We start from the raw sequence: 18,722 nt of genomic DNA, 5'->3' as shown, positions 1-18,722 counted from the left end.
GCCTGCGATCTTTTCGGCTACATCAACATTCGCAGCCGATCACGGTACTGACTGGCCGTTGCACCGCAACACTCAATTCAAACCCTTCATCCAACCACCCGGTCACCCCGCCGATCATTTCCTTGACCGGGTAACCCAACGCCGCCAGTTTCACCGCGGCCTTGTTGGCGCCGTTGCAGTGGGGCCCTGCGCAATAGACCACGAACAGCGTGGATGTCGAATAACCCGCCAAGCCATCAGCCGTGATCAGTCGCCCCGGAATGTTGATCGCGCCCGGCACATGTCCACGTTCGAACGCCAACGGTCCGCGCACGTCGACCAGGACAAAATCGACCTCGCCGGCCTGTTGGCTGCCGTAGACGTCGGAACAATCGGTCTCGAAGGTCAGACGGTTGCTGAAATGCATCAGGGCGATGGCAGATGGGGCGGCGGGAATTTCGCGAACCAGGCTGGGCATGGGCTGTACTCCAAAGTCTCGGTGGGTGTGGGAAGACTTTATCTGCCCCGCGCTTGCCGCTACAGTGGCGCACAAGACACTCACCGGGAATTTTCCGCCAAATGCAGCCCACCCCTGGATTGGTCGCGATTCTGGCCTATGACGGCCTATGCACTTTTGAATTCGGCATTGCCGTGGAGATCTTCGGCCTGGCGCGACCGGAGTTCGATTTCCCTTGGTATGAACATCGAATCGTTGCCGTCGACCAAGGGCCGATGCGCGCCATGGGCGGCATTCAGGTGCTGGCCGACGGCGGGATGGAACTGCTGGAAGAGGCGCGGACTATCATCATCCCCGGCTGGCGCGACCGCAGCGCGGCGGTGCCTGCACCCTTGCTCGCCGCCCTGCGCCAGGCCCATGCCCGGGGCGCGCGATTGCTGTCGATCTGTTCCGGGGTATTTGTACTGGCGGCCACCGGTTTGCTCGACGGTCACGGCGCCACGACGCATTGGCGCTACACCGCTGAACTGGCCGAGCGTTTTCCGGACATACAGGTGGACCCGGACGTGCTGTATGTCGATTCCGGGCAATTGATCACCTCGGCCGGCAGCGCCGCCGGCATTGATGCCTGCCTGCACCTGGTCGCGCGGGATTTCGGCACTCAGGTAGCCAACTCGGTGGCGCGGCGCTTGGTGATGTCGCCGCAACGCACCGGCGGTCAGGCGCAGTTCATTCCGTCACCGGTCAGCCCCACGCCACGCAGCGATCTGTCGCGGGTCATGCAGTGGGCGCGGGAACGTCTGCACGAACCGCTGGAAGTTCGCGACCTGGCCAGCGAAGCGGCCATGAGTGAACGCACGTTCCTGCGGCGGTTCACCGAAGCCAGCGGAATGCCGCCCAAGGCCTGGTTGCAACATGAGCGCCTGGCCCGGGCACGCGAATTGCTGGAGAGCACCTGCCAGAACACCGAGCAGATTGCCCAGCACTGTGGTTATCGTTCGGTGGAGAGTTTCCGCGTGGCGTTTCGCAGCGTGGTCGGCGTGCCGCCGTCGGTGTATCGGGAGCGGTTTGGGCGAGAGGTAAAGGCGATTTTTTGAGGTGTTTTTGAGGGCCTCTTCGCGAGCAAGCCCGCTCCCACATTGGGTCTGCGTCGTGCACAAATGTTGTGCTCAATAGAGATTCAGTGTGGGAGCGGGCTTGCTCGCGAAGGCGCCAGCCCAACCACCGAAACCCTCAAGGCTTACGCAGCAGATAGGTATCCATAATCCACCCATGCGCCAGCCGCGCCGCCTTACGCACCCGTTCAATCTCATCCGCGACATCCTTGAGTTTGCCGCTGATCAAAATTTCATCCGGCGTCCCCAGGTAAGCCCCCCAGTAAATCTCCGTCTCCTGATCGGCCACCTGATGGTAGGCATCTTGTGCATCCAGCATCACCACCAGGCTGTCGGCGTCACTCACCTGCCCGGCCGCCAACCGCCGGCCGGTGGTGATTTCAATCGAGCGGCCGATGCGATTCAGCGGCACCTTATGTTGCGCCGCCAGCGCCTGCACGCTGGTGATCCCGGGGATGACTTCGAACTCGAACACACACCGACCTGACGCCAGAATCGCCTGCAGAATCCGAATGGTGCTGTCGTACAACGCGGGATCGCCCCACACCAGAAAACCGCCGCACTGATTGTCAGTCATTTCCTCGTTGATCAACCGCTCGAAGGTCTGCTGCTTGGCGCGGTTCAGATCTTCGACGCTGGTCTTGTAGTCCACATCCCCGCGCTCCCGCTCAGGGCTATGTGCTTCAACGAAGCGGTAGTCGCGATCAGTGATGTAGCGCTCACAGAGCTCGCGGCGCAGGTCGATCAGTTTGTCTTTGCTCTGGCCCTTGTCCATGAGGAAAAACACATCGACGCGGTTCAACGCCTTCACCGCCTGCATCGTGATGTAGTCGGGGTTGCCGGCGCCGACACCGATGACCAGAAGTTTTTTCATCAGCATGTGCCCTCAGGTTCCGTGCCCATCAAACGTAGCCGCCAGCGACCGTTGAATCGCAACTCGATGGCCGACAGCGGTTCGACGTCGATCTGGTTGAACGCCGCGCCCTGCAACACCTGCATCAGGGCGGCGCGGATGACAAAAGGATGGGTGATGGCAACGATATGCCCCGGCGTCGCCTCAAGGCTATTCAACCACGCAGCCACCCGTTCACCGAGTTGCGCCACCGATTCTCCACCGTGGGGTGCCGAGGTCGGTTCATTGAGCCAGACCTGGAGTGCCTCCGGTTCGGAGGTTTGCAGGTCGTCGATCGACGTGCCTTTCCAGCGTCCGAAATCGCAATCTGCCAGTGCCGTGACGATCTCCACGTCATGGCCAAACAGCTCAGCGGTTTGCCGGGTCCGCAGTTCCGGGCCACAGAGCAAACGGGGGATGCCCTTGAACTGGCGGCAACGCGAACCCTTCGCCGATTGCCAATCCATTTCCAACGGCTCATTCGTAGGAAAACGCGCCAATTTTTGTGCGACGGTTCGAGCGTGGCACATCAGGGTCAAACGGGTCGCCTGCACGGAAGAATCTCTCTGGATAGGATGGAAAGTGCCACTAACAACCGGCTCATTGTGCCGCAAGAAATACGCTCAGAACGCATTCCACGTAGCAGCTGCTACAGACCGAGTGACGGCTTAACTTGCCCATTTTATCCCTGAGCAGGGTCGATATCTCACACATCCATGAGCGATGTCCTACAAAGCCAGTCGATATCCGTGTAGCACGTGGCGCACGGGGGGTTCGCTCTATTCTTGGGCCTTTAAAATCCGCGCAAAAATTCACTAGACATGTAGCACACGTTACACAAATACTGTTTTATCAATTTATGAAACAAAACAGACACACCCATCCAGCAGGAGCCCGGATGCCCTCTCTCAGAGACCTGATCACCGATCCCGGCCTGGAACTTACGCCGTCGGAACGCAAAGTCATACGTGCCTTGCTGGATCAATACCCGCGTAACGGGCTGGGCCCGATGTCACGTCTGGCCGAACATGCCGGTGTCAGCGATCCGACCATCGTGCGGCTGGTAAAGAAGCTTGGTTTCAGCGGTTATGCCGACTTTCAGGAAGCCTTGCTCAGCGACATGGATGACCGCTTGCGCTCTCCCAGTACCCTGTTGCAACCCCGCTCCCATCTCAAAAAAGATGACCCCTGGAGCCACTATCTGGCGAACAGCCATCAGGCATTGATCGAGACCCAGGCGCTGACCCAACCCGAAGATGTACGGATTCTGGTGGAATGGCTGCTCGACACCCGCCATCAGGTCCATTGCTTCGGCGGCCGCTTCAGCAGTTTCCTCGCCAACTATTTACTCAACCATCTGCGCCTGTTGCGGCCCGGCTGTTTTGCCCTGGAAGACAACGCGCAATTGCCGGACCGGCTGTTCGACGTGCAGCGTCAGGACGTGGTGCTGGTGTTCGACTATCGCCGCTACCAGTCCCAAGCCCTGCGGGTCGCCAATGCGGCGAAGAGCCGACATGCGCGGGTCGTGCTGTTCACCGACATCTACGCGTCACCGCTACGAGAAATGGCCGACCTGATCATCAGTGCCCCGGTGGAATCGGCGTCGGCCTTCGACTCGATGGTTCCGGCGCTGGCTCAGGTTGAAGCACTGGTTGCCTGCCTGTCACTGCGCAGCCCCGATCTGGCCGATCGCCTGGAAGGCATCGATGCCCTGCGCAACGACTTCGACACTCACCTGCTGGAGGAAAAATAAGGATGTTCACGCTCCCCCACCACTCGCCCCGGGATTTGCCGTTTGCCACCGACCACACCGCACTGTTGCTGGTGGACATGCAGCGTGCCTGGCTTGAGCCGCAGTTCGACGCGCACCTCAACGGGCCGGATGCCGAATACTTTCTGACCCGCGCCCACATGCAAGTGGTGTCCAATCAACGCCGATTGCTCAGTGCCTTTCGTCATGCACGACAAAACGTGCTGCACACGCTCATCGAAAGCCTCACCGCCGATGGTCGCGATCGTTCGCTGGATCACAAACTCTCGGACATGCACCTGCCCAAGGGCAGCCCGCAAGCGCGAATCATCGATGACCTGACGCCGATCGAAAACGAAATCGTGCTGCCCAAGACCTCTTCCGGGGTCTTCAATTCCACCAACATCGATTACGTGCTGCGCAACCTGGAAACCCGACACCTGATCATCGCCGGCATCGTCACCGACCAGTGCGTCGACATGGCCGTGCGTGACGCCGCCGACCGCGGTTACCTGGTGACGCTGGTCGAAGATGCCTGCGCCACCTACACCGAACAACGGCATTACGCCTGCCTGAACGCCATCAAGGGCTACTGCTGGATCACCGACACCCGGACCGTGCTCGGCCGGTTGCAGGAAATGCAGCCATGAGCGCTCGCCTGTCGCCGTTACCCATGACCACCATTGTCACCACCGACCTGATCGGCGTGACCCGCGGCCGTTCCTTTCCCACCGACGAACTCGAGGCCTATCAAGTGGCGGGCTGCGGCTGGGTGCCGGCCAACAGCGCCCTGACCCCGCAAGACATCATTGCCTCCAGCAATCCATGGGGCGCTTATGGCGACTTGCGGCTGATCCCCGACATGAGCAGCCGCGTGACCGTCAACAACGGCCCGGACGCCAATGCCCCGGCGCTGGACTTCATTCACGGCGACATTCGCGAAACCGATGGCCGCCCGTGGGGCGCCTGCCCGCGCACGCTGTTGCGCAACGAGGTGGAGCGTTATCGCGGCGAATTGGGACTGCAGATCAACGCCGCGTTCGAACATGAATTCAACCTCGGCAGCGGCGCGGCTGAGCATCTGGCGTTCTCTCTTGAGGCGCAGCGCCAAGGCGCCGAGTTCGGCGGCTGGTTGCTCAGTGCACTGCGTGCCGGCGGTGTGGAGCCGGAGATGTTCCTGCCGGAATACGGCAAGCACCAATACGAAATCACCTGCCGCCCCGCCCTCGGCGTCGCCGCCGCCGACCGCGCAGTGAACGTGCGTGAGATCACTCGTGAGATCGCCCGGCAAATGGGCCTGGACCTGAGCTTCGCGCCCAAGACCTCCGAGCAGGCGGTGTGCAATGGCGTGCATCTGCACGTGAGCCTGCAGGACCTGGCCGGCCACCCGGTGATGTACGACGCCGGCACCACCAACTGTCTGTCGACCCTCGGCCAGCATTGGGCCGCCGGCGTTCTGCATTATTTGCCGGCGCTCTGCGCCTTTACCGCGCCGACACCGGTTTCCTACGAACGCTTGCAGCCTCATCACTGGAGCGCTTCCTACGCCTGCCTCGGCCAACGCAACCGCGAAGCGGCGCTGCGGATTTGCCCGACCGTGAGCCTGGGCGGCAAACCCGTGGCGGCGCAGTACAACCTGGAATTTCGCGCCATGGACGCCACCGCCTCGCCGCATCTGGCCATGGCCGCGTTGCTGATCGCCGGGCGCCTGGGCATCGAGCAGCGCCTGGCCCTGAACGCGATCACCAATGAAGTCCCCGATTCGCTGAACGAAGAGCAACGCCAGGCCCGCGGCATCGTCGCCCTGCCCGCGTCCCTGTCCCAGGCCCTGGAATGCCTGCGCAACAGCGAGGCGCTGATCGAAGCCCTGCCGAGCGCCTTGCTGGACACCTGGTTCGCCCTTAAAACCGAGGAACTGAGGCTGACGGAACAGCTCTCGCCCGCCGATCTGTGTGAGCACTATGCGCGCCTGTACTGAGTCTGCCGAGCTGGGCCTCTACACCCAGCCTGCGTACACCCTGAGCCGGGAAGCCTCCGAGCACCCGCTGATTCTGGTGTGTGAACACGCCAGTCGTTTTATCCCGGCCGGGTTGAATGACCTGGGCTTGAGCCATGAAGCCGCCCGCGAACACATCGCCTGGGACATCGGCGCCCTGGCGCTGGCCGAGGGATTGTCCGAAGCACTGGGCGCGACCCTGTTGGCAGCCAACTATTCACGGCTGCTAATCGACCTCAACCGCCCACGTCATGCGCCGGACAGCATTCCGTTGCAGAGCGAAATTTATCAGGTGCCGGGTAATCGGGATCTGGACGAGGCCACACGTGAATACCGCCGGCACTGCCTGTTCACGCCCTTTCATGCACGTCTGCAAACCTTGATCGACGCCCGTGTGGCGCAAGGTCGACCGGTTCGCGTGGTGGGGATTCACAGTTTCACGCCGATATATTACGGCCAGCCGCGACCGCTGGAAGTCGGCGTGTTGTATGGGCAGGCTGGGGAGTACGCCCAGCGAGTGATCGACGGGTTGAGTCGGCATCCCTTGAAAGTCGCCGGCAATCAGCCTTACAAAGTCGATCCGCTGGGCGACATGACCGTGCCGGTTCACGGCGATGCACGAGGGCTGGAGTCGGTGTTGATCGAGGTGCGCAACGATCTGCTGCGCACACCCGAAAACATCGGTCGCTGGACCGATTATCTGGCGCCACTGCTGTAGAGCAATCGCTTCAAACTCGCAGCGTGCAGCTGCTTTCAAGTCAAGGAGAAGGGCTTCATGGAAATAGAAGAATTCGGCTACAAGCAAGAGTTGAAACGTAGCCTGTCGCTGACGGACCTGGTGGTGTACGGGATGATCTTCATGATCCCCATCGCCCCGTTCGGCGTCTATGGTTACGTCAACGCCGAAGCCCCAGGGATGGTGCCGCTGGCCTACATCATCGGCATGGTGGCGATGCTGTTCACCGCCCTCAGTTACGGCAGCATGGCCCGGGCTTTTCCGATTGCAGGCTCGGTGTATTCCTACGCACAACGCGGCCTCAACCCGCATGTCGGGTTTATCGCCGGTTGGCTGATGCTGCTCGATTATTTGCTGATTCCGCCGCTGCTCTACGTCTACGCGGCGATGGCGCTGAATCATTTGTACCCGGATATCCCGAAAGTCGGCTTCATCCTGGCCTTTCTGGTCAGCGCCACCTTCGTCAACCTGCGGGGCATTACCTTCACCGCGCGGATGAACATCGTCTTTCTACTGGCGCAACTGGTGGTGCTGGGGATCTTCCTGTTCTACGCCTGGAATGCCCTGCACAGCGGCGGCGGTAATGGTCAACTGACCCTGGCGCCGCTGTACAACTCCGAGACCTTCAACTTCGCCCTGCTGATGCAAGCAGTGTCGATTGCCGTGCTGTCGTTCCTCGGTTTCGATGCGATTTCCACCCTCGCCGAAGAGATCAAGGGCGATCCGGGCCGTAGCGTCGGCAAGGCTGCGCTGATCACATTGCTGGTAATGGGCGTGATCTTTGTCGTGCAGACCTGGATTGCCACGGATCTGGCCGCCGGCCTGGGCTTCAAGAGCGCCGACACTGCGTTCTATGAAATCGCCGAAATCGCCGCCGGCAGCTGGCTGGCAACCTTGACCGCCGTGGCCACCGCCCTGGCTTGGGGTGTAGCCGTCGCGATCACCTCGCAAGCGGCGGTTTCGCGCCTGCTGTTCGGCATGGCCCGGGACGGCAAACTGCCGAAAGTGCTGGCCAAGGTGCATCCGAAACACAACACGCCGTACTTGAGCATCTATCTGGTGGCGGTGCTGTCGCTGGTGATCTGCTACCTGTTCATCAACTCGGTGGACACCCTCACCTCCCTGGTGAACTTCGGCGCCCTGAGCGGCTTCATGCTGCTGCACCTGACCGTTATCAACTATTACTGGCGTCGGCAGAAGTCCGGCCAGGTGATCCGTCACCTGATCTGCCCGGTAATCGGCTTCATCATCGTCGCGGCCATCATGTACAACATGGGCGTCGATGCACAGAAACTCGGCCTGATCTGGATTGCCCTGGGGCTGGTCTATCTATTCTTCCTCAACAAACTGGGTGCCAGCACGGCGCTGCCTGATCCGAGCACCGACCCAAGCAATGGCTGACAAGAAAAAGGGCAGCGTCTGACATGAATTCAGGCGACTGCTGATTTCAAGCGTGGAAACCGACAGTGATAGTCAGGTTCGGTGCAAATCGCCGAACCCTTTGATACAGGAGTACATCCATGCTGGTCTTACGCCCGGTGGAGTTAACCGACCTGCCCCAGTTGCAGCAACTGGCGCGCGACAGTCTGGTAGGGATCACATCCTTGCCGGACGACACCGAACGCCTGCGCGAGAAGATTCTCGCCTCCTGCGCTTCGTTCGAGAAAGACGTTCAGGGGCCTGGTCCGGAGAACTATTTCTTCGTGCTGGAAAATCTCACGACTCGCCATCTGGTCGGCTGCTCGGAAATCCTCGCCACCGCAGGGTTCAACGAGCCGTTCTACAGTTTGCGCAACCGCCATTTCACCAGCGCCTCACGGGAGCTGAACATCGAGCACGGGGTGCCGGCACTGTCATTGTGCCACGACCTCAGTGGTCATACGTTGCTGCGCGGCTTCCATATCGACGCAGCACTGGAACGCACGCGGTTTTCCGAATTGCTGTCCCGGGCGCGATTGCTGTTCATCGCCGCCCACACGGCGCGCTTTGCCGAAGCGGTGATCACCGAAATCGTTGGCTACAGCGACGAACAGGGCCAGTCACCGTTCTGGGATGCGCTGGGCAAGCACTTCTTCGACCTGCCGTACGTTGAGGCCGAGCGGCTTTGCGGGCTGCAGAGCCGGACGTTTCTCGCCGAACTGATGCCGCAATACCCGATTTACGTGCCGATGCTGCCGCCGGAGGCACAGGCCTGTATCGGCCGGATTCATCCTGACGGTCAAGAGGCCTTCGACATTCTTGAACGCGAAGGCTTCGAGACCAACAGCTACATCGACCTGTTCGACGCTGGCCCGACGCTGTACGCACGCACCTCGAACATTCGCTCCATCGCCCAGAGCCAGACCGGCACGGTGCATCCTGGCCCGGCCATCGATGCCCGCGGTAGCTCCCTGGTAAGCAACTGCCTGGTGAGCAACGATTCGTTGAAGGGTTACCGCGCCATCGTTGCCGAACTGGACTACCACGCCGGGCAACCCGTGGCCTTGAGCGCCGAGATGCGCGCGGCTCTGAATGTGACCGACGCCAGCGCAATCCGGTTGATCGCCCTGTGAGCCGCCACCGGCCCCGTGCCCAACGACAGCGCCCGAACATGCGCGAAGAAGGAGCAGCATCATGATTGTCCGCCCGGTTCAAGTCACCGACCTGCCCGCCTTGCTTGATCTGGTGCAACGGGCCGGCCCCGGGTTCACCACCCTGCCGGCCAGTGAAGAGCGCCTGACCCACCGTGTGCGCTGGGCCCAGCGCACCTTTGCCGAACAGGTCGAGCGTGCGGATGCCGATTACCTGTTCGTGCTTGAAGACGACGATCAACAAGTGGTCGGCGTCAGTGCCCTGGTGGGGGCTGTCGGCCTGCGGGAGCCCTGGTACAACTACCGGGTGGGGCTCACGGTCAGTTCATCGCCGGACCTGGGTATTGCGCGCCAGATTCCCACGTTGTTTCTGAATAACGAAATGACCGGCCAATCGGAAATCTGTTCGTTGTTTCTGCGACACGATCAACGTCATGGCAATAATGGTCGACTGCTGTCGCTGGGGCGCCTGCTGTTCGTTGCCGAATTCCCCCATCTGTTCGGCGACAAGCTTATCGCCGAACTGCGCGGCAGTGCCGACGAACAAGGCTGCTCACCGTTCTGGGACAGCCTGGGTCGGCACTTTTTCAAGATGGATTTCAGCCATGCCGATCACTTGTCGGGGCTTGGCAGCAAAGCATTCATCGCCGAACTGATGCCGCGCCAGCCGCTCTACACCTGCCTGCTCACCGAACAGGCGCAGGCGGTGATCGGCAAGCCGCACCCGAACACCGAACCTGCACTGAAGCTCCTCACCGCCGAGGGATTTGCTCATAAGGGTTACATCGACATCTTCGACGCCGGCCCGGTGATCGAAGCCCCGGTATCGAGAATCCGCACGGTGCGTGACAGCCAACGCTTGGAGCTGGCCATCGGCACGCCCGACGACCAGGCGCCAATATGGCTGATCCACAACCGCCGCCTGGAAAACTGCCGCATCACCACTGCCCCGGCGCGGCTGGTCGGCAACAGCCTGATCGTCGACCGACTCACTGCCAAACGCCTGCAACTGCAACCCGGCAACTCGGTGCGTGCCGTGCCGCTGCGCAATCAACAGCAACAGGCGGTGGCGGCGTGATCATGTAGCAGCTGGCGAAGCCTGCGTTCGGCTGCGTAGCAGTCGTAAACTTTCCAACTCAGTCTTTGAGACTGATCGCCGACTCGATTTTTTTATGCATGACTTCCGATCCGTGATGGCGAGCGCTTCGCACTCGAACGCAGCCTTCGGCAGCTGCTATAAGGGATCGCGGCGAGGCCAGGATCGTGTCAATCCGGATGATATGCACTCTGCAGGAGCTGCCGCAGGCTGCGATCTTTTGATCTTGCATCCCTTGGCCGGCAAATTCGTCATCATTCTTCACTCGCCCACGTGATAGCCTTTTGTTCCTTCGGCGTTGACACTTTTGCTCAAGCCCTTCCATTCCTTTGTATGGTGGAACTCATATGTCCAGGCTGTCACATCAAGATTTGCGCCGTAATTTCCGCCAACTGTTCGCTTCCAACGCCTGCTATCACACCGCGTCGGTCTTCGACCCGATGTCGGCACGCATTGCCGCTGATCTGGGTTTTGAAGTGGGGATCCTCGGTGGTTCGGTCGCGTCGTTGCAGGTGTTGGGCGCCCCCGACTTTGCCTTGATTACCCTGAGCGAGTTCGCCGAGCAGGCTACCCGCATCGGCCGCGTGGCCCAATTGCCGGTGATCGCCGACGCCGACCACGGCTATGGCAACGCGCTCAACGTCATGCGCACCATCGTCGAACTCGAACGCGCTGGCGTGGCCGCCCTGACCATTGAAGACACCCTGTTGCCGGCGCAATTCGGCCGCAAGTCCACTGACCTGATCGGGGTCGCGGAAGGCGTCGGCAAGATTCGCGCGGCTCTGGAAGCCCGGGTCGACTCGGAAATGGCGATCATTGCGCGGACCAATGCCGGGATCCTGCCGGTTCAGGAGATCATCAGCCGCACCAAGCAATACCAACAGGCCGGGGCGGACGGGATTTGCATGGTGGGCGTGCGGGACTTCGATCACCTCGAACAAATCGCCGAGCACCTGAGCGTACCGCTGATGCTGGTCACCTATGGCAACCCGTTGCTGCGCGACGACGATCGCCTGGCCGAACTGGGTGTGCGCGTCACCATCGACGGGCATGGTGCGTACTTCGCGGCGATCAAGGCGACTTATGACAGCCTGCGCGAACAACGCCAGATCTTCACCCAGGCATCGGATCTGAGCGCGACTGAACTGACGCACACGTACACGCAGCCTGAGGAATACATCGTTTGGGCGAAGGAATATATGAGCGTCAAGGAGTGAGTCTTCGGCGCAAATGATGGTGTGACATCTGGCCCCTTCGCGAGCAAGCCCGCTCCCACACTGGATTTTCTGTGGACACATTATTTGTGCACGCCCGCAATCAAATGTGGGAGCGGGCTTGCTCGCGAAGGGGCCAGATGAGACACCGCTAAATCGCAACCTTGAACCTCCCTCCTCAGGGCCAGCCCCCCTCACCACAGAGCCGGCCCCACATCAAGGAATGATCTGGCCGATTACTTCTTGGTCAATTCCATAATCATCCGCGACAGCAGATAAATCCTCGGCGCCACGCTCTCGACCTCGGCGTATTCCTCGGGGGTATGGATATTGCCGCCGACAATCCCGAAACCATCCAGCGTCGGTGTACCCACCCCGGCCGAGAGGCTGGCATCCGCCGCCCCGCCGCTGCCTTCTTCCGTCAGCTTGCGGCCAATTTCGCCGTAAATCCCCTGGGCCATGGCCATCAAGCGATCTGACTCCGCCGTTTGCGGCATCGGTGGCAAGCCGCGTTTAAGGGTAGTGGTGACTTCAGTCTCGGGAATCAGCTTGTCTTTGGAGACTCGTGCCAGGTCCTTCTCGATCCGGTCGAACTCTTCCGGCACCGCTGCCCGCACGTCAGCCTTGGCGGTGGCCTGATCCGGAATCACGTTGGTGCGATCGCCAGCGTTCAACACGGTGAAGTTGATGGTGGTTTTCTTCTGCGCATCGCCCAGTTTGCCGAGTTGCAGGATCTGGTGCGCGGCTTCCATGGCCGCGTTACGCCCCAGTTCCGGCGCGACGCCAGCGTGAGATGCCTTGCCCTTGACCTCGACCACGGCGGTGGCGCTGCCTTTGCGCCATACCACCAAACCATCCGCCGGGCGGCCCGGTTCGAGGTTGAGTGTTACGTCGTGGGCCTTGGCGGTTTTCTTGATCAGATCGGTGGCGACGTCCGAGCCGGTTTCTTCGCTGGCGTCGAGCAGGAAAGTGATCTGCCCGTAATCCTTGAAATCAAGGTTTTTCAGAACCTTCAGTGCATAGATCCCGGCGACGATGCCGCCCTTGTCGTCCATCACGCCCGGCCCGTAGGCGCGGCCGTCCTTGATGTGGAACGGGCGCGCGGCGGCGGAGCCTTCCTTGAACACGGTGTCCATGTGCGCCATCAGCAGGATTTTCGCCGTGCCGGTGCCTTTGAGCGTGGCCAGTACATGGTTGCTCTTGTCCGGAGTGTTGGGCACGAGTTCGATAGTGGCACCGAGCTTCTTCAACTCTTCGATGGCGATGTCGCTCACCTGGGTCAGGCCCGGCTCATAACCGGAGCCGGAGTCAATGTTCACCAACCGTTCCAGCAGTTTCAGGGCTTCACCTTTGTACTGTTCGGCATCGGCGAGGACTTGTTTATGGGGTTCGGCGAAGGCTGTAGGGGTGAAGGCGCCGAGGGCGAGGGTCAGGCCAAGGCTGGTGGCCAGGAGGGAGCGCGAGCGTTTGAACGTCATGAATCGATCCTTGTTTCGTGTCGGGGTCGAAAATACCCTACCTGACTACGACGCAAGGCTCTACACCGGATGCGACACCTACAAACCTGAATGACCACACTCCCCCTGTGGGAGCGGGCTTGCTCGCGAAGACGGAGTGTCAGTCGACATCATCGTTGCCTGATACACCGCTTTCGCGAGCAAGCCCGCTCCCACAAGGGATTTGTGGTGATTGGCTTACACCGAATCGAGCAATGCTTGATGCGGTTTACCATCACTGTGGCAAATGACGCGGTTGCGGCCGGTGGTCTTGGCTTCGTAGAGCGCCTGGTCGGCGTCGTTGAGCCACAGGGTCGCGTCGTCGTGGGCCGGGTTGAAGGCTGCCAGGCCGATGCTCAAACTGACTTTCAATGCCGGGTTCTGCTCGTAACCCAACGTGGCGAAACGATCACGCAACGCATCCATCGCCACGGCAGCGCGGTCCAGCGGCAGGTCCGGCAGCAGCACACAGAATTCGTCGCCGCCATAACGCCCGGCGACATCCGCTGCGCGCAGGTTCTGCTTGAGCATTTTGCTCAGCTGACGCAGGACGATGTCCCCGGCGACATGGCCGTAGGTGTCGTTGATGGTTTTGAAATGGTCGATGTCGATCAGCGCAATCGCCCCGCCCTGCTGCTGGCGTTGGCAACGCTGAAACTCGATTTCCAGCTGATCTTTCCAGGCACCATGATTCAGCAGGCCGGTCAGGCTGTCGGTGCGGCTCAGGGCCAGCAGTTCGCGCTTGTGCCGGCCGAGGGTGTCGGCCTGACGGAAGCAGATCCAGCCAAAGGACAGCGGATAAATCGACAGCAAAGGCAAGCAGGCGTATAGCTGAAACGGACTGGTTTGCGGGACAAAAGCCGGCATGAACACCAGCAGCCCGAGGCCTATCCCAAGCACCTGCGCGACGGTGCCCATCAACAGAAAACGCAAACCGCCGATGGCCACGTTGTGCATCGCCATCATCGAAAGGGTCGCCGCGCTGGGCAGCGGATTGAACTGCATGGCGGCCACCCAGAAACCGCCGAGAAACGCGTCCACCAGGATATTGCGGTGTTCGGCACGAAAAGGGATTTCCGCCCGGCGCGCCCATTGATAGGCCACATGCGGCCAGAGCAGCCCGTTGAACAGCATTACCCCCCAGACCCATGGCGGCGGGTCGAGTGGGTACATCCCTGCGCCGACGCACAATAATCCCAGGGCCAGCCCCAGGATTCGCGACCCATAAAGCCTCCTGGCCAGTGAAAGTCCCTTTCCTCCCTTTTTTTCCATAGAGGCCTCTGTACCGCTGAACGGAGCCTGACAACGCACGGGTTGAAAGTGTGTTTGAAGTCTATCAGGGGAACGGCAAATAGCCATCACCGGTTGGCGGTCTGAATAGCATCACCTCCCATGAGCTGAATACCCAATGTTTGGTCTATACATGAAGGGAGGGATCGATAACAACGATAAAGAGGAGGCCTTGTAGCCGCTGCGTTCGGTTGTAGCAGCTGCCGAGCCTGCGAGGCTGCGTTCGGCTGCGAAGCAGTCGTGAATCCGGCTGATGCGGTTTGCCCTATTGCATCGCGAGCTCAGGTTTGACGACTGCTTCGCAGCCGAACGCAGGCTTCGCCAGCTGCTACAAAGAGTGTGTCGCGGCGGAATTGGATTTCAGTTACAGCCATTGACCCGAGCGCTCAAACCCGCCGACCACACGCTGTCCTGATCACTGCAAAGGAATAGCCTGATGCTTTTGTTGGTTGTCACTATCGCCGTCTTCGTGGCCTGGAGCTGGTTGAGCTATCCGGCCATCGGTTACTGGCTCTATGACTTGAACATGGCGCTGGAGGCCCGGCTGTACCGGTTGCACAAGATCGTCGTGCCAATCCCCGAAATGACCGTTTCGACCTGGCAAGGCGGGCCTTACGAAGCCGCCAGCAGTGTGCTGATGTTGCACGGCTACAGCGCCGACAAGAACATCTGGCTGCGCTTCGCCCGGCATTTTGTCGACGACTACCGGGTGATTATTCCTGACCTCGCGGGGCACGGCGAAACCGGCTTCAAGGCCGGCGGTGGCTATGACATTCCGGTCCAGGCCAAACGGTTGATCCAGTTGCTCGATATCTGTGGGGTCGAAAAGGTACACGTGATCGGCAACTCCATGGGCGGCTACATCGCGGCGTGGCTGGCGGCCAATTACCCGGAGCGCATTATCTCGCTGGCGCTGCTCGACCCGGCCGGGGTCACCGCCCCGGAGCCCAGCGATATGGAGCGACACCTGGCTCGCGGGCATAACCCGTTTTTGATTCATTCCCGTGAAGAGTTCCAGCATTTTTATGCCATGACCATGGTTTCGCCGCCATGGGTGCCGGGGATCGTGCTGGACGCCGTCGCCCAGCGTTATGAACAGCAGCGCGACGAGCTGGAAGAAATCTTCAGGGACTTCCACGCCAGCCCGCCCATGGAGCCAAAACTGCCCGACATCAAATGCCCGGCGCTGCTTCTGTGGGGGCGCAAGGACCGCTTGATCGACGTCAGCAGCGTACCGGTCTGGAGCAAGGGTATCGCCGATCTGCAAGTGGAAATCTGGGACGGTGTCGGCCATATGCCGATGGTTGAGCAACCGGCCAAGACCGCGCGGCTGTATCGGGAGTTTCTGGAGACACATCGCTCATGAGCTCTCCCCCCGTAGCAGCTGTCGAGCTTGCGAGGCTGCGTTCGGCTGCGAAGCAGTCGTGAATCCGGCTGACGCGGTTTGCCTGTTGCACCGCAAGTTCTGGTTTAACGACTGCTTCGCAGCCGAACGCAGCCTCGCAGGCTCGACAGCTGCTACGGGGATATTCGGCGGATAATTCGGAGTGATGTTCAGCGATTCATATGAGGCGCGATCATGAACATTCTTTACGACGAACGCATCGACGGTGTTCTGCCCAATGTCGACAAGGCCGCGCTACTCAAGGCCTTGCAGCAGGAGGTGCCGGACCTGGACATTCTCTGGCGCGAAGAAGAACTCAAACCCTACGAATGCGACGGCCTCTCGGCCTATCGCACCACGCCGATGCTGGTCGCCCTGCCCCGACAGCTGGAACAGGTACAAGCGCTGCTCCGGCTCTGTCATGCCCGCAACGTGCCGGTGGTGGCGCGCGGAGCCGGCACCGGGTTGTCCGGCGGAGCTCTGCCGTTGGACAAAGGCGTGCTGCTGGTAATGGTACGGTTCAACAACATTCTGCACATCGACCCTGCCGCCCGCACCGCACGAGTCCAGCCGGGAGTGCGTAACCTGGCGATCTCCCAGGCGGCGGCGCCCTTCGGTTTGTATTACGCGCCGGACCCGTCCTCGCAAATCGCCTGCTCCATCGGCGGCAACGTCGCAGAAAACGCCGGTGGCGTGCATTGCCTCAAATATGGCCTGACCGTACACAACCTGCTGAAACTCGAGGTGCTGACCCTTGAAGGCGAACACCTGACCCTCGGCGCCGATTCGCTGGACGCACCGGGCTTCGACTTGCTGGCACTGTTCACAGGCTCCGAAGGCTTGCTGGGGATCATCACCGAAGTCACGGTCAAGCTGCTGCCCAAACCCCAGGTCGCCAAAGTCCTGCTGGCCAGTTTCGATTCTGTGGAAAAGGCCGGCCGCGCGGTGGCCGAGATCATCGCGGCCGGGATCATCCCGGGAGGCCTGGAGATGATGGACAACCTGGCGATCCGCGCTGCCGAAGACTTCATTCACGCCGGTTACCCGGTGGACGCCGAAGCGATCCTGCTCTGCGAACTGGACGGCGTCGAAGCCGATGTCCATGACGATTGCGAGCGGGTTCGCGAGGTGCTGCAACAGGCCGGTGCCAGCGAGGTGCGCCAGGCTCGGGACGAAGCCGAACGCGTGCGGTTCTGGGCCGGGCGCAAGAATGCCTTCCCGGCGATCGGCCGCCTCTCGCCTGATTACTACTGCATGGACGGCACCATCCCCCGCCGCGAACTGCCCGGTGTGCTCAAGGGCATCGCCAGCCTGGCGCAAGAGTACGGCTTGCGCGTGGCCAACGTTTTCCACGCCGGCGACGGCAATATGCACCCGCTGATCCTGTTCGACGCCAACCAGCCCGGCGAGCTGGAACGGGCCGAAGCCCTCGGCGGCAAGATCCTCGAACTGTGCGTGAAAGTCGGCGGCAGCATCACCGGCGAGCATGGCGTCGGCCGGGAGAAAATCAATCAGATGTGCGCGCAGTTCAACAGTGATGAATTGACCTTGTTTCACGCCGTGAAAGCCGCGTTCGACCCAAAGGGCCTGCTCAATCCCGGCAAGAACATCCCGACCCTGCACCGCTGCGCGGAATTCGGCGCGATGCACATCCACGCCGGGCAACTGCCGTTCCCTGAGCTGGAGCGTTTCTGATGCCGGACTTCGATGCCAGTGAAACCCTGCTGGAGCAGGTCAAACAGGCGCGGGAGAACGCCACGCCGCTGCGCATTCAGGGCGGTAACACCAAGGCGTTTCTCGGCCGTGAAGTGGCCGGAGAAATACTCGACACCCGCGCCCATCGCGGCATCGTCAGTTACGACCCGACGGAGCTGGTGATCAGCGTTCGCGCCGGCACGCCGCTCAGCGAACTGTTTGCCGCACTGGATGCAAAAGGGCAAATGCTGCCCTGCGAGCCACCGTCGTTCGGTGAAGGCGCCACCGTCGGCGGGATGATCGCGGCGGGGCTGTCTGGACCTCGGCGCCCGTGGTCCGGTTCGGTGCGGGATTTTGTCCTCGGTACCCGAGTGATCAGCGGCCTCGGCACCCACCTGCGCTTCGGCGGCGAAGTGATGAAAAACGTCGCCGGCTACGACCTCTCGCGCCTGATGGTGGGCAGTTATGGCTGCCTCGGGGTGCTGACCGAAGTCTCGCTCAAAGTGCTGCCCAAACCCCGGCAATGCTTGAGCATCAGCCTGGACATCGATTGCACCCACGCCTTGGAAAATCTGGCGCAATGGGGCCAGCAGCCACTGCCCATCAGCGCCGCCTGCCACGACGGTCAGCGTCTGTATCTGCGGCTCGAAGGCGGCGAAGGTTCGGTGACGGCCGCCCATCAACGGCTCGGCGGCGAACCGTTGGACTCCGGTTATTGGGCCGACCTGAACGAACAACGACTAGACTTTTTCAATGAGGGCCTGCCGCTGTGGCGCTTGTCATTGCCCAACAACCTCGGGCCTCTGGACTTGCCCGGTGAGCAACTGATCGACTGGGGCGGCGCGCAACGCTGGCTGAAATCCGCAGCCGACAACATTCAGTCGCGAGCCCGTGAACTCGGCGGCCATGCCACCTGTTTCAGCCATGGCGTCAGCGAGACGCCATTCCAGCCGCTGGCCCCGGCACTGCTGCGCTATCACCGACAACTCAAGGCGCAACTGGACCCGCTAGGGCTGTTCAACCCCGGCCGGATGTACGCGGAGCTCTAGGGG

General features: G+C 61.1%; 17 protein-coding genes. 12 read left to right on the top strand and 5 right to left on the bottom strand.

The genetic code is table 11. The features are described from left to right. Window positions 1-22 precede the first annotated feature (22 nt). Window positions 23-457: a rhodanese-like domain-containing protein gene (locus IB250_RS06525; RefSeq protein WP_192343467.1), complete on the bottom strand. Its 435-nt coding sequence runs from the start codon at window positions 455-457 to the stop codon at window positions 23-25. Window positions 458-558: 101 nt separating this feature from the next. On the opposite strand from IB250_RS06525, the gene ftrA reads away from it, so the two are divergent. Beyond that, a complete protein-coding gene (gene ftrA, locus IB250_RS06520; protein WP_192343466.1) occupies window positions 559-1,533 on the top strand; it encodes a transcriptional regulator FtrA in 975 nt (324 codons plus the stop codon). 136 nt (window positions 1,534-1,669) lie between these two features. Here the strand turns inward: ftrA and cobF are convergent, their stop codons facing one another. Beyond that, window positions 1,670-2,425 carry a precorrin-6A synthase (deacetylating) gene (gene cobF / locus IB250_RS06515; protein WP_192343465.1) on the bottom strand — a complete coding sequence of 252 codons (756 nt, stop codon included), beginning with the start codon at window positions 2,423-2,425 and terminating at the stop codon, window positions 1,670-1,672. After that, window positions 2,425-2,997, bottom strand: a complete 573-nt coding sequence (locus IB250_RS06510) for a histidine phosphatase family protein (protein ID WP_192343464.1) — start codon at window positions 2,995-2,997, stop codon at window positions 2,425-2,427. Before IB250_RS06510 ends, cobF begins: the two co-directional genes overlap by 1 nt. A 344-nt stretch (window positions 2,998-3,341) precedes the next feature. On the opposite strand from IB250_RS06510, the gene IB250_RS06505 reads away from it, so the two are divergent. The 8 genes from IB250_RS06505 to IB250_RS06470 all read left to right on the top strand — a co-directional run bounded on the left by IB250_RS06505 (window position 3,342) and on the right by IB250_RS06470 (window position 11,808). Then, window positions 3,342-4,196: a MurR/RpiR family transcriptional regulator gene (locus IB250_RS06505; protein ID WP_192343463.1), complete on the top strand. Its 855-nt coding sequence runs from the start codon at window positions 3,342-3,344 to the stop codon at window positions 4,194-4,196. A gap of 2 nt (window positions 4,197-4,198) precedes the next feature. Continuing rightward, a complete protein-coding gene (locus tag IB250_RS06500; protein WP_192343462.1) occupies window positions 4,199-4,843 on the top strand; it encodes an isochorismatase family cysteine hydrolase in 645 nt (214 codons plus the stop codon). Then, window positions 4,840-6,171 (top strand): glutamine synthetase family protein, encoded by a 1,332-nt coding sequence (locus tag IB250_RS06495; RefSeq protein ID WP_192343461.1) that lies wholly within the window; start codon window positions 4,840-4,842, stop codon window positions 6,169-6,171. The genes IB250_RS06500 and IB250_RS06495 overlap by 4 nt, the downstream gene beginning before the upstream one ends. Further along, the gene (locus IB250_RS06490) at window positions 6,155-6,907 is read left to right on the top strand and encodes an N-formylglutamate amidohydrolase (RefSeq protein ID WP_192343460.1); all 753 of its coding nucleotides are present in this window, start codon (window positions 6,155-6,157) and stop codon (window positions 6,905-6,907) included. Before IB250_RS06495 ends, IB250_RS06490 begins: the two co-directional genes overlap by 17 nt. 57 nt (window positions 6,908-6,964) lie before the next feature. After that, a complete protein-coding gene (locus tag IB250_RS06485; RefSeq protein ID WP_192343459.1) occupies window positions 6,965-8,326 on the top strand; it encodes an APC family permease in 1,362 nt (453 codons plus the stop codon). Between the two features lie 119 nt (window positions 8,327-8,445). Then, window positions 8,446-9,477, top strand: a complete 1,032-nt coding sequence (locus tag IB250_RS06480) for an arginine N-succinyltransferase (protein WP_192343458.1) — start codon at window positions 8,446-8,448, stop codon at window positions 9,475-9,477. A 61-nt stretch (window positions 9,478-9,538) separates the two neighbouring features. Next, window positions 9,539-10,573 carry an arginine N-succinyltransferase gene (astA, locus tag IB250_RS06475; RefSeq protein WP_192343457.1) on the top strand — a complete coding sequence of 345 codons (1,035 nt, stop codon included), beginning with the start codon at window positions 9,539-9,541 and terminating at the stop codon, window positions 10,571-10,573. 365 nt (window positions 10,574-10,938) lie between these two features. Further along, window positions 10,939-11,808 carry an isocitrate lyase/PEP mutase family protein gene (locus tag IB250_RS06470; protein ID WP_123499689.1) on the top strand — a complete coding sequence of 290 codons (870 nt, stop codon included), beginning with the start codon at window positions 10,939-10,941 and terminating at the stop codon, window positions 11,806-11,808. A 233-nt stretch (window positions 11,809-12,041) separates the two neighbouring features. Here the strand turns inward: IB250_RS06470 and IB250_RS06465 are convergent, their stop codons facing one another. Further along, entirely contained in the window at window positions 12,042-13,283 is a 1,242-nt protein-coding gene (locus IB250_RS06465; RefSeq protein ID WP_192343456.1) for a M20/M25/M40 family metallo-hydrolase, read from the bottom strand. A gap of 216 nt (window positions 13,284-13,499) precedes the next feature. Then, window positions 13,500-14,573: a diguanylate cyclase gene (locus tag IB250_RS06460; protein WP_192343455.1), complete on the bottom strand. Its 1,074-nt coding sequence runs from the start codon at window positions 14,571-14,573 to the stop codon at window positions 13,500-13,502. A gap of 454 nt (window positions 14,574-15,027) precedes the next feature. On the opposite strand from IB250_RS06460, the gene IB250_RS06455 reads away from it, so the two are divergent. The 3 genes from IB250_RS06455 to glcE all read left to right on the top strand — a co-directional run bounded on the left by IB250_RS06455 (window position 15,028) and on the right by glcE (window position 18,719). Next, window positions 15,028-15,957 (top strand): alpha/beta fold hydrolase, encoded by a 930-nt coding sequence (locus IB250_RS06455; protein WP_192343454.1) that lies wholly within the window; start codon window positions 15,028-15,030, stop codon window positions 15,955-15,957. 213 nt (window positions 15,958-16,170) lie between these two features. Continuing rightward, complete coding sequence (gene glcD, locus IB250_RS06450; protein ID WP_123721115.1) at window positions 16,171-17,670, top strand: glycolate oxidase subunit GlcD; 1,500 nt, start codon at window positions 16,171-16,173, stop codon at window positions 17,668-17,670. Then, entirely contained in the window at window positions 17,670-18,719 is a 1,050-nt protein-coding gene (glcE, locus tag IB250_RS06445; RefSeq protein WP_192343453.1) for a glycolate oxidase subunit GlcE, read from the top strand. The genes glcD and glcE overlap by 1 nt, the downstream gene beginning before the upstream one ends. Window positions 18,720-18,722: the final 3 nt, after the last annotated feature.

The sequence above is a fragment of the Pseudomonas sp. PDM09 genome (genome assembly GCF_014852305.1).
GTDB lineage: Bacteria > Pseudomonadota > Gammaproteobacteria > Pseudomonadales > Pseudomonadaceae > Aquipseudomonas.
The sequence above is the reverse complement of the archived record's forward strand: the minus strand, read 5'-3'. Positions and strand labels throughout refer to the sequence as shown.

Bases quoted from the DNA above. Each gene is read 5' to 3' on its own strand.
- IB250_RS06470 (WP_123499689.1), top strand. From the start codon at position 10,939: ATGTCCAGGCTGTCACATCAAGATTTGCGCCGTAATTTCCGCCAACTG.
- IB250_RS06500 (WP_192343462.1), top strand. From the start codon at position 4,199: ATGTTCACGCTCCCCCACCACTCGCCCCGGGATTTGCCGTTTGCCACC.
- IB250_RS06490 (WP_192343460.1), top strand. From the start codon at position 6,155: ATGCGCGCCTGTACTGAGTCTGCCGAGCTGGGCCTCTACACCCAGCCT.
- IB250_RS06465 (WP_192343456.1), bottom strand. From the start codon at position 13,283: ATGACGTTCAAACGCTCGCGCTCCCTCCTGGCCACCAGCCTTGGCCTG.
- astA (WP_192343457.1), top strand. From the start codon at position 9,539: ATGATTGTCCGCCCGGTTCAAGTCACCGACCTGCCCGCCTTGCTTGAT.
- IB250_RS06495 (WP_192343461.1), top strand. From the start codon at position 4,840: ATGAGCGCTCGCCTGTCGCCGTTACCCATGACCACCATTGTCACCACC.
- cobF (WP_192343465.1), bottom strand. From the start codon at position 2,425: ATGAAAAAACTTCTGGTCATCGGTGTCGGCGCCGGCAACCCCGACTAC.
- IB250_RS06525 (WP_192343467.1), bottom strand. From the start codon at position 457: ATGCCCAGCCTGGTTCGCGAAATTCCCGCCGCCCCATCTGCCATCGCC.
- glcE (WP_192343453.1), top strand. From the start codon at position 17,670: ATGCCGGACTTCGATGCCAGTGAAACCCTGCTGGAGCAGGTCAAACAG.
- glcD (WP_123721115.1), top strand. From the start codon at position 16,171: ATGAACATTCTTTACGACGAACGCATCGACGGTGTTCTGCCCAATGTC.
- IB250_RS06505 (WP_192343463.1), top strand. From the start codon at position 3,342: ATGCCCTCTCTCAGAGACCTGATCACCGATCCCGGCCTGGAACTTACG.
- IB250_RS06460 (WP_192343455.1), bottom strand. From the start codon at position 14,573: ATGGAAAAAAAGGGAGGAAAGGGACTTTCACTGGCCAGGAGGCTTTAT.
- ftrA (WP_192343466.1), top strand. From the start codon at position 559: ATGCAGCCCACCCCTGGATTGGTCGCGATTCTGGCCTATGACGGCCTA.
- IB250_RS06480 (WP_192343458.1), top strand. From the start codon at position 8,446: ATGCTGGTCTTACGCCCGGTGGAGTTAACCGACCTGCCCCAGTTGCAG.
- IB250_RS06455 (WP_192343454.1), top strand. From the start codon at position 15,028: ATGCTTTTGTTGGTTGTCACTATCGCCGTCTTCGTGGCCTGGAGCTGG.
- IB250_RS06485 (WP_192343459.1), top strand. From the start codon at position 6,965: ATGGAAATAGAAGAATTCGGCTACAAGCAAGAGTTGAAACGTAGCCTG.